This window comes from Clostridioides sp. ES-S-0010-02, assembly GCA_020641055.1.
GTDB lineage: Bacteria > Bacillota > Clostridia > Peptostreptococcales > Peptostreptococcaceae > Clostridioides.
The window spans coordinates 1103099-1114466 of the sequence record CP067345.1 but is presented as its reverse complement, the minus strand read 5'-3'; the positions used below and the strand labels follow the sequence as shown (position 1 = coordinate 1114466).

General features: G+C 25.6%; 8 protein-coding genes. All 8 read right to left on the bottom strand.

All coding sequences use genetic code 11. The annotated features are described in order from the left end of the window. Positions 1-51 precede the first annotated feature (51 nt). The gene (locus JJC01_05345) at positions 52-1323 is read right to left on the bottom strand and encodes a glycosyltransferase family 2 protein (GenBank protein UDN59288.1); all 1272 of its coding nucleotides are present in this window, start codon (positions 1321-1323) and stop codon (positions 52-54) included. Between the two features lie 12 nt (positions 1324-1335). Beyond that, entirely contained in the window at positions 1336-2067 is a 732-nt protein-coding gene (locus tag JJC01_05340) for an ABC transporter ATP-binding protein (protein UDN59287.1), read from the bottom strand. 14 nt (positions 2068-2081) lie between these two features. Next, a complete protein-coding gene (locus JJC01_05335; GenBank protein ID UDN59286.1) occupies positions 2082-2867 on the bottom strand; it encodes an ABC transporter permease in 786 nt (261 codons plus the stop codon). Positions 2868-2901: 34 nt separating this feature from the next. After that, on the bottom strand, positions 2902-4053 hold the full coding sequence (locus JJC01_05330) for a glycosyltransferase family 4 protein (protein UDN59285.1): 1152 nt from the start codon (positions 4051-4053) through the stop codon (positions 2902-2904). A 44-nt stretch (positions 4054-4097) separates the two neighbouring features. Continuing rightward, a complete protein-coding gene (locus JJC01_05325) occupies positions 4098-5714 on the bottom strand; it encodes an O-antigen ligase family protein (protein ID UDN59284.1) in 1617 nt (538 codons plus the stop codon). Positions 5715-5726: 12 nt separating this feature from the next. Then, positions 5727-6185, bottom strand: a complete 459-nt coding sequence (locus tag JJC01_05320) for a hypothetical protein (protein ID UDN59283.1) — start codon at positions 6183-6185, stop codon at positions 5727-5729. Between the two features lie 305 nt (positions 6186-6490). After that, positions 6491-8356, bottom strand: a complete 1866-nt coding sequence (locus tag JJC01_05315; protein UDN59282.1) for a cell wall-binding repeat-containing protein — start codon at positions 8354-8356, stop codon at positions 6491-6493. A 599-nt stretch (positions 8357-8955) separates the two neighbouring features. Further along, on the bottom strand, positions 8956-11298 hold the full coding sequence (gene secA, locus JJC01_05310; protein UDN59281.1) for a preprotein translocase subunit SecA: 2343 nt from the start codon (positions 11296-11298) through the stop codon (positions 8956-8958). Positions 11299-11368: the final 70 nt, after the last annotated feature.

Genomic DNA, 11368 nt, shown 5'->3' with positions numbered 1-11368 from the left:
AAACTCATTTAATTATTTTTATATGTTACACTTTAATACTATATAACATGTTTACTTAAAAAGAGCATAAAATTTTTTAATAACTTTATAAGTCTTTGTATTAACAATTTCGTTAATATCTTTTTCTATTTTCAAATATTTTTTCTTTAATTCAAAATTTATATTTTTAAGCTCAATAATTTCTTCTTCTAAGGTTGTATTTTCTTTCTTCATACAATCTATTATTTTCAAAAGATTAGTTATTTCATTATTTCCATTATATAATTGAATATTTATCCATGCATTTCCGATATAAGAGTCATTTAACTTCTCATATAATGGTATAATTTTTTTTAATATATTAACTACATTATTAAATTCTTTTTTTAACAGTTCATCAAGAATCAGATTAATATATACAAATTTTTTATTATAAGTATATACTTCAACATAATTAATTAGATTATATAAATTTTCTATTACTAAAATCAATTCTTTGTCATCTAATCTTGAGGCTAATATTCTAAAAACAATATCTTCTACACATTCATCAAAAACAATTCTAAAATGCTCAATGATATCATACTTTAAAAATACCTTATACATTAATTTATATGAATCCATTACGCTTAAGAAAAAGTTAACATTCATATTTTGACTGGTTGACTTTTCTCCTTTATTTCTCAATCTATAATTTAAAATCAAAGCATTCTCATATACAATTCTTTCACATAACATAAAATATTCACAAGCAAATATTCTATCTTCTCCTAAAACAGATTCTTGAAATTTAATATTATTTTTTTCAATTAATTCTCTTTTATATATCTTATTAAATAATGGAATAACAAAATTTAACTTATCTTTTAATTCAATCACTTCAAAATCAGAACTATCATCATTTAAATAATTTACATATTTATCTGATATTGGGTTTCTATCAATTGTGACATTTTCCTCATTAACATAGTTATAATAACCAAATGCTACATCAGCATCAGTATCTTCAATCTTATTATATAATATCTCACATGCATTTTGATCAAAAAAATCATCTTGATCTAAGAACATTACATATTCACATGTTGCAATTTCTAAACCTTTATTTCTTGGTTTTCCTGGCAATCCACTATTTTTTTCCAAATGTATTACTTTTATATTATCATATCTATTTGCATATTTATCTATAATAAGTCCACTTCTATCTGTAGAACAATCATCTACTAAAATTACTTCTAGAACTTCAAAACCTATACTCTGATTTAAAAGTGATGAAATTGCATGTTCTATATACTTTTCTGCATTATATATTGGGACTATTACACTAATTTTATATTCATACATATATTCAACTCCTTATGATATGCCCATATATCTATCACATACCTCTTTTGTATCTCCAATCATTTTTAAAGTTCCTTTTTCAAGCCATATTACTTTATTACATAGTTCTCTAACCTGATCAATTGTATGAGAAACAAAAATAACGGTTGTTCCATTTGAAATTATCTCATTCATTCTCTTTTGACATTTCTCTTGAAATTTATAATCTCCTACACCTAGAACTTCATCTACAATAAGTATATCTGGAACAATTGATGTAGCTATAGAAAAACCTAGTCTAGCTACCATACCAGATGAATAATTTTTTAATGGAGTATCAACAAAATCCCAAAGTTCCGCAAAATCTATAATGCTTTCAAATCTACTCTTCATATCTTTCCTACTATATCCAAGTACTGCTCCATTCAAGAATATATTTTCTTTCGCAGAAAGATTTACATCAAAACCCGCCCCAAGCTCTATTAATGGTGCAACATTTCCTTTAACTTCAACAATTCCTACTGTTGGTTTCATTACTTGAGCAATAATTTTTAAAATTGTACTTTTTCCAGAACCATTAAAACCTACAATTCCAACAGCTTCTCCTTTTTTTATACAAAATGATAAATCTTTAAGAGCCCAAAATTCTTCAAACATAAGTTGCTTTTTTAATAATCTAACAAAATATTCCTTAATATTATCAATTTTTTCAGGGCTTTTATTAAACATCATAGAAACATTTTTAACTTCAATAATATTTTCCAAAACTAAACACCTCATTATATATATAAAATAAATTTATCTTGTTTTCTATAAAAAACAAACAATCCAAATATTAAAAATGTTAATCCAATTAAAAAACAAATAATATTATCTTGATAACTTGGAATAGTTCCATATAGTACAAGTTCTCTTAAATAGGTTATAAAATGATACATTGGATTCAATGTTAATGCTAAAGTAGTTTTTTCCTTTAATATAGATACAGGATAAAAAATTGGTGTTAAATACATCCATAATAAAGTTATTACACTGTACAAATGTGCTATATCTCTAAAAAATACCATCATTGTTGATAAAATAAGACCTAAACCTATCGCAAACATGCTAATATATAAAATTAATATTGGAGAAAGCAACATGGTAACCTTAAAAGGTACATTAGTAATAATCATTACAATCATCATAGCAACATATGAAAAAAATAAATTCACTAAGCTAGATATTACCTTTGATAAAGGAAATAAATATTTAGGTATATAAACCTTTTTAATTAAACTACTACTTTCTATCATAGAATGCAAAGAATTTGTTGTAGATTCTGTTAGAAACGAAAATAATATATTCCCAGCAAAAAAATATATTGGATAATTTTCAATTTCAAACCTAAATAATTGTGAAAATACAACTGTCATTACTAACATCATTAAAATAGGATTTAATATAGTCCATAAAAGACCCAAAACTGAACGTCTATATCTAATTTTAATATCTCTTGTTACAAGTTCGTATAAAAGATCTTTATACTTATAAAAACCTAATAACATTATCTTTAATTTATTCATACACACACCTATTCTTTACTGTATTTCAATTATATTAATTGATATTATATAATTTTTCATATTCATTCATCATTATGTCCAAAGTAAACTTCTCTTCATATATTTCCAAAGATTTTAATCTCATACTTTTAATCATATTTTTGTTTTCAAGCAATTTTTCCAAACAATCAAATCCTTGAATATGATTACCAACTTCAAATAATAACCCATTTTTATTATTAACAACTATTTCATTATTTCCAATAACATCTGTAGCAATAATTGGTAAGGAGGAAGCAAGAGATTCGACTAGCACATATGGCATACCTTCATACAGTGATGTAGTCAACACTATATCAAAAATACTCAGTATATCTTCTGTATCTTTTCTAAACCCTGTAAATAGTATTTTTTCTTCTAATCTCTCATGTAATACACATTCTTTCATAGATTTATATAAATCACCATCTCCAACATAAATAAATTTTACATTTGAATATTTATTTAATGTATATTTAGCTATATTGATAAATGTATTAGGATCTTTTTGTTCATCAACTCTTGATACAACACCTACAACCATACTTTCTTTATCCACATCAAATTCTTTCTTTAATTTATTTTTAATCAAAATATTACTTATACTGTAATTTTCTTTAACACCATTATAAATTACAATAAATTTATCCTTTTTATCTATATTATAATTTAACGCATAATTTTTCTCACCAACAGAAACATTTATAGTTTTAGTTGTAAAATATCTACTTAAAATTTTTTCTATGAATATATATATTTCTTTTTTCATTCTAGATAACTTAGTATTTTGAAAAATATATGCATGTGGTGTATAATATATAAATTTAACTCCAATAAACTTAGCTGCAATTCTACCTACTGCCCCAGCTTTTGAACTATGACAATGTACTATATCTGGATTTATCTTTTTTAACTCTCTATAAATATTTTTAAGTGCAAAAATATCACTTAAACCTATTTTATTACTTAGATTCTTAATTTCTACCAAATGAACACCTAAATTCATTAAATTTTGAATCTTTTCTTGCATTATATCATCCGCTCTATGGGAGTTATATAGAAAATAAATATCAAATTTATCTTTATTTAGATTTTCCATAAGATCGATTATATGTCTTCTCACTCCTCCTCCTAATGCTTCTGAAATTAATGCTATTTTTACTTTCATAATTTACTCTATCTCCTCTAAATTAAATTCATAAATAAAAGTTACTAAGATTCATTTTTCATATCTTCAGTTTTTAATATCTGATTAGCTACTAATCCAGCAAATATCCAAAAAATAACAGATGTGCCTGCAAAACTATCATTAAACATACCTTGTATTGCATATGCTAATACACCTATAGTAAATATATATAAATATTTATTTTCTACTCTATCAACACAACTATAAAATGATCCTTTTATTAAAACTAATATTGTACCAATCAAACCTATTAGACCAACAACACCACTTCCATAAAGTACTGTCATATACCAATTATGCGGTTTATCTATAGTATCACCAAATGAGTTAAGAGTACCATGTTTACCTTCACTTAATATTTTATATGGTAGGGTATCAAACCCATTTCCTAGTATTGGATTATCAATCAACTCTATTGTCTTAGACCAGATATTCAATCTATCAGTACTCAGTTCATTAACTTTTTGAAAAATTTTAGAATCTGAAATTTTAGTTATAGTTGAATTTGGATTTGCTTCTATAGCTTTATTCTCTTTTTCTAGATTATATGAAAATAGTATTAATCCTATAGATATAAATCCTACAAATAATATCATTGTATAATTAAAAAATTTCTTTTTATTTACGAATTTCATAATCATTAAAAGGGCAACAATTATTAAAATTAATCCTGGAATTATAAGTATAGAGATACTATTTAACTTACCAAGCATAGAGAATGATTCTTCATAAATTGTAGAATTAAATGAATTCAACACTACATATATGATTAAATTTATAATAAAAGTAACTCCAGTCCATATATACAAATCTTTCTTATCTGCAAATCGCCATGCTAAAATTAGTATAATAGGAATTGATATTATCATAGTAATAAATCCACTTGATGAAGTTGAAGTTAATATCATTGTAAAAGAAATTACTTCACCCAATAGTATCCATATTTTTAGTTTTGTATTTTTTTCAAGTAACATATAAAGTAAACTTACTCCAAAAATAACGGATGCTATACCACTCATAAAATTATAATGGTACAAAGTTGTCCAAAAAGTTCCTGACAATTCACCACCACCAAGAATCAATTTAATAATTTTGTAATCTAAAATATTTATTCCAAAAAATTCAAATAAACCTAAAAATAGATTTATAATCAAAAATGGGAATAATCCAAAATAAAACAGCTTAAAACTCTTTACATCTATTTTAATATTATATAAAACAAAAAATATAATTATATAACAAAACCAAGCTAATGCACCTTCAAATCTATCAACATTACCAAATAGAGCTATATCTTTATAATCTGAAACGATAACTGAAAAGATCACACCTACTGTAAGTATAAGTAATAATATGTTTATTTTTCTATTTTTTAATTCTTCCTTAAGAAATACTATTTTGTACATGAAAAAAAGAAAAACAATCGATGTTCCCAAATAAAGTACTGCTGTCTTATAAAAGTTAAATATTTCTATTCTTTGCCCTGAAGAATATATTGATAGTGTAAAAATTGGGCTATAATTTGTAAAATCATAGCTATGGACTATCATTGGAATAACACACATCATAGCTAATAAAATAAATAAAATAATTTTATCTACTTGTTCAATTTTTCCTCTATTATAATATTTATCTAACATATCTTTCTCCTTTTACTTTAATTGTGATAAAACCTTATCTGTTCTATCTTTATAATTGTCTTGAGCTCCTAACTGAATTGCTTCTGTAATCATTTGTTTTGCTAATTCTTTATCTCCATTTTTCAATGCTACTTCAGAGTACAAAAGTATAAAGGATACTGTTTTTCTTGTTTGTGGATATTTATTATAAACCTTCTCTATTTCATTCTGTAAAGATTTATAATCCTTTTCTTTTTTATATAACTCAACTTTAGATAAACTTAAAGCATCACTTTCACCATATTTTTTTTCCAATTCAGTTATTTTGTCTAAAGAACTTTTTACATCTTCCTTGTCAGAATTAGCCTCAAGATATATATTATAATCCTTTTTTCTCTCAGCAATTTGAGCGTTACCTTGGAATGCTGAAAATCCAAAACTCAAAATTGCTAAAACAGATATTCCTAAAACACATTTATTAGTTATATTCAAATTACTATTTCCTCCTTATTCATTCTTATTTCACTAAAAATCTCCATAAAATGAGTATACACTACTTTTGAAATTATTAAAACTTTATTGAATAATAATTTTAAAAGTTTTATATCAAAAACAATATACTTGCCTTAAATTTATTGCTATACTTTTTCATAAAAATAAGCTATATAATGACTTCACAATAATTAAAATTACTTATTGTAACAGGTTTATATAACTTATTTTTAGATTATACATATTCTATAGCTTCATGAAATTAACAGTTAAAAAACATTTATTAATTTATATAGACTAATATTTTATTTATAACTTCTTAATGTTGCTGATGAAGTTGTATTGTTATATCCATCATCTATACTTCCTGATCTTCCCCACTTACTTACCTTTCTATCAGAATCATAGATTTCTACAGCTTCTACATAATATCCATCTGGAGCACTAATCATAAATGAATCTCTAGTAGTTACTTGAGTCCAACTATTTTTTGAGATAGTATCTCCTACACTCATTGCAGATGGTCTGGATTTCACTATTCTATAATATATCTTATAACTAGAATTTTTAGGTTCTTTTGGTATTCTTAGCATTACTTTACCTTCTTTTGGAGGAGAACATGAATCTATATATACAGATATTCCTCCTGCTTCTTTGTCATCACTATCCTTTATATTTTCATCATTAGCTTGATTACCACTTACTGCAGGTGACTTAGTTCCGCTTATTGAATCAATTTTTCCTGAATTTTTTATAGTTGTATTTGATGCATCACTAACAATTTTAGTTATTGTTCCACTGTTATTTATATAAGTATTCTTAGATGTATCCAATAATGTTATTTTCCAAATATCAGCATCTTTTTCATTTTCTATTTTGCAACCATTTGGATCATATATAGTTATATCATTAATTGTTCCCTCATTTACTAAAGTATCAGCTTTTATATCTTTAATATCTATCTGTCCACTTATATCTCCATAATTATACATATCTCCATTTGGCATATTTATATTCATTTTCCCACTATATAATCCATTAAATTCAATTGTTATCGCTTTTTTTGTACTTATATCAATTGAGCCAGTTATTTTATCATCATTTTTAAATCTTATAATATCATTAGCATCTGATTTCTTTATAGCTGTATCAAGTTCAGCAATCGTTTCAACTGTGTACTTAGTTTCTTCTTGAATATCTTGTATTGACTTAAATACATCTTCATTTCCATTTCCACCAACTTGTGTAATCTTATCAAAAATTTTGGTATCTAGTATATCCTTTTGAACCGAGTCCAATTTACTCCCTGCCAAAAGAACAGGTGAACTATTTTTAGCAGCTAAAACACCAACAGCTAGCGAATCAATTAAGTCACCCTGTTTTTTCATACCATCTTTAGTTATATATAAATTTTTTAAATTTGTACCCTTGTAAAATTCTTCTACAACTTTTGCATTAGTTTGGTTTCTATTTTCTCCAGAAATTCTTTTAGCATTAGGAAGCGAATTTTTAATGTCCTCAGATACAGAATTAGTACCACCAATTACATAAGACGTTGTTATATTATGTTTACTTATAAAATCTTTTGAAGTGCTAGTTCCATTAGTAGTATCTGAAAGTATTATAGGCATATTTCCTTGAGCTGCCGCAGCTCCAACACTTACAGCATCAGCTAGACCTTTTTGACCATTTACAACAACAATTTTAGAAATAGTATTTATACTATCTATTTTTTTAGCCAATTCTAACGAAGTAGAATATCTACTATCTCCAGATATTCTTTCTGAGTTGATGTTTATACTTTTCAACTCATCTTCTAAATTAGAACTTAGTGTAACATTTCCTCCTATTAAATAAACCTTTGATACATTTAATCTTTTTAATTCAGCTTTAGTTCTTGTGTCCAGACTATTACTTTGTGTTAATAAAATTGGAGCATTTTTAGCTTTTGCGAAAGGTGTTGCTGATAATGCATCTGCTATTGAACTATCATTGACTAATACTGCTTCTTTTGAACTTTCCCAACCATTTTTACTTATTTCTATAGCAGTCTCCCATCTCCCACTACCAACTAAAGATTCCTTTGTTGAAGCATTCACTGTATTTAAAGATAATCCACTTAACATTATTGTTATTGTCAATAACGATATAATTTTTTTTGGTATATTCATAAGTTGTACTCCCCTCAATTTCTAATATATTTCATTTAATGCTCTTACTTATTAAAAAACTTAAGTGTTAATATAAATTGTAATTATAAAAATTTCAATATTCCAGAATCATCATACATAACATTAAAATCTTTGATACTGTATGGACAAACTTTATTTAGATTATGAATTATGTATATTTCTATTTATATTTTTAAAATTACTTATTATCTATAAATTATAATATAAATATAATATTATTTCAATGTATATGATAACTCTGGCTTTATTAGAATCTTTATTTCATTATACAAAAATTAATCATTTTTTTCCATGTAAAATATTGTCATATATTTATGTATACATAAAAGTAACAATTTTGTAATTTTATTTAATTTTACCACTTATAACTAATAGACTTTTAATACTCTTTATAGTATAATATTAAAAGGAAGAAAGAAATTTCAATCATCTCTTTTTTCCGTATTTCTCACACAAAAAGAAGCTATATTTTAAAATAATTATTATTTTAAATATAGCTTCTTTTTTCTAAGTTAAATAACTAAGTCATACGTTATTACTTGATATAATTAAAAATAATTTTAAAAAACTATTTTTAATTAATCAAACTTATACAAATATTGAACTGTTGTTGTTCTTATTTTTCTATTTAATTCTTCAAACATATCATATCCTTCTAAAGCATATTCCTTAAATGGATCTTTTTGCGCATATGACTTAAGTCCTATATATTGTCTTAGTTGATCCATAGCATCTATATGGTCTATCCAATAAGTATCAACTACTTGCAATAAAACTCTCTTCTCTAATTCTTCTATTTTTTCTATGCCAACTTCCATTTTTTTAATATCGTAAACTCTTTTGGATATTTCATATGTGTGTTGCACAACTTCATCTACACTTTTTTTATCTACCCCTGGAATCAACAATGTGTTTGGAGGCATAAAATCATTATACAAAGATTTAAAGTAACTATAATAATCTCTTTGATTAGATAAATATCTCTTAGCTGTATCTTCTATTATTTCTCTAACCATTTTTTGTATATCTTCAGATATATTTAAATCATTTAAAACTCTATTTCTTTCCTCATATATAACTTTTCTTTGTTCATTAATAGTATCATCATATTTAAGTACATTTTTTCTTTGCTCAAAATTCTTTCCTTCTATTCCTCTTTGAGCTCTTTCTATGGCTTTAGATAATGATTTACTCTCAATTGCATCTTCATCTTTGGCATTCATTCTTTTTAAAATCTTTTCAATTCCTTTTCCACCATATAATTTTATCATTTCATCTTCTAAACTAACAAAGAATCTAGATGTTCCTGGGTCTCCTTGACGTCCAGAACGACCTCTAAGTTGATTATCTATTCTTCTTGATTCATGTCTTTCAGTTCCTATAACATATAATCCGCCAATATTTCTTACTTTTTCTTCTTCAATTTTATCTCCTGCACCTAAGGCTATATCTGTTCCTCTACCTGCCATATTAGTTGCAATAGTAACAGAACCTAATTTTCCAGCCCTTGATATAATTTCAGCTTCTTTATCATGTTGTTTTGCATTTAGAACTTCATGCTTTATTCCTCGCTTTTTTAACATACTTGAAAGCATTTCTGATTTTTCTATCGAAACAGTACCCACTAATACTGGTTGTTTAGTTTTATTTATCTTTATTATTTCTTCTACAACTGCATTATATTTTGCATTTTCTGTTTTAAATACTTTATCATGTAAGTCAGCTCTTATAACAGGCTTATTTGTTGGTATCTGAACAACATTTAACTTATAAATTGATTCAAATTCGCTTTCTTCGGTTTTTGCAGTACCAGTCATCCCTGAAAGTTTTTCATACAATCTAAAGAAATTTTGAAAAGTAACTGTTGCTAATGTTTTAGACTCATCTTTAATCTTTACCCCTTCTTTTGCCTCTATAGCTTGGTGAAGACCATCTGTATATCTTCTTCCATCTAATATCCTTCCAGTAAATTCATCCACTATTTGTATTTCTTCATCTTTAACAACATACTCGACATCTCTCTCCATTAATTTATGTGCTCTTAATGCTTGATTTGTATGATGGTAAATCTCTATATTATCTATATGCGTTATATTTTCTATACAAAAAAAAGACTCTGCTTTACTTAAACCTGTTTGTGTAAGACATACAGTGTTTTCTTTCTTATCTACCTCATAATCTTCATTTTTTAAAGTTTTAATGAAGGCATTTGCAAGTTCATACAGCTTAGTGTCTTCTTTTCCACTACCAGCAATTATAAGTGGAGTTCTTGCTTCATCTATCAAAATTGAATCTACTTCATCTACTATAGAATAATATAACTCTCTTTGAACTTTTTCAGATTTATTAGTTATCATATTATCTCTTAAATAATCAAATCCAAACTCATTGTTTGTACCATAAGTTATGTCACAATTATATTGTTTTTTTCTATTTTCTGGAGATAAATCTGATGTAATAACTCCTACACTTAAACCTAAAAACTCATAAACTGCTTGCATAGTTTCTTTATCTCTTTGTGCTAGATATTCATTAACAGTAACTACATGAACGCCTTTTCCTAAAAGAGCATTTAGATATATAGGGGCAACACCAACTAGTGTCTTACCTTCACCAGTTCTCATTTCTGCTATTTTGCCTTGATGTAGTACTATACCCCCAATTAATTGAACTCTGTATTGACGCATTCCAAGTACTCTCTTAGAAACTTCTCTAACCACTGCAAAAGCTTCTTGCAATATATCATCTAAAGTTTCTCCTTGTTTTAATCTATCTTTAAATATACTTGTCATATTTTTTAGCTCATCATCACTTAAAGATTCCATTTTGGGTTCTAGAGTATCTATATCATCAACTATATAATTAAGTACTTTAATTTCTAGCTCATCTGACTTATCTACAATTCTATCTAAAACTGTCATTTATAGTTTTCCTCCTTATTTGTTTTTCAAATACTATTATACATTAAAATTATGTATAAGTAGACATTTT

What these genes read in the sequence shown, in the direction of transcription:
- secA (UDN59281.1), bottom strand. Translation starts at nt 11,298, where the DNA reads ATGACAGTTTTAGATAGAATTGTAGATAAGTCAGATGAGCTAGAAATT.
- JJC01_05335 (UDN59286.1), bottom strand. Translation starts at nt 2,867, where the DNA reads ATGAATAAATTAAAGATAATGTTATTAGGTTTTTATAAGTATAAAGAT.
- JJC01_05330 (UDN59285.1), bottom strand. Translation starts at nt 4,053, where the DNA reads ATGAAAGTAAAAATAGCATTAATTTCAGAAGCATTAGGAGGAGGAGTG.
- JJC01_05315 (UDN59282.1), bottom strand. Translation starts at nt 8,356, where the DNA reads ATGAATATACCAAAAAAAATTATATCGTTATTGACAATAACAATAATG.
- JJC01_05345 (UDN59288.1), bottom strand. Translation starts at nt 1,323, where the DNA reads ATGTATGAATATAAAATTAGTGTAATAGTCCCAATATATAATGCAGAA.
- JJC01_05325 (UDN59284.1), bottom strand. Translation starts at nt 5,714, where the DNA reads ATGTTAGATAAATATTATAATAGAGGAAAAATTGAACAAGTAGATAAA.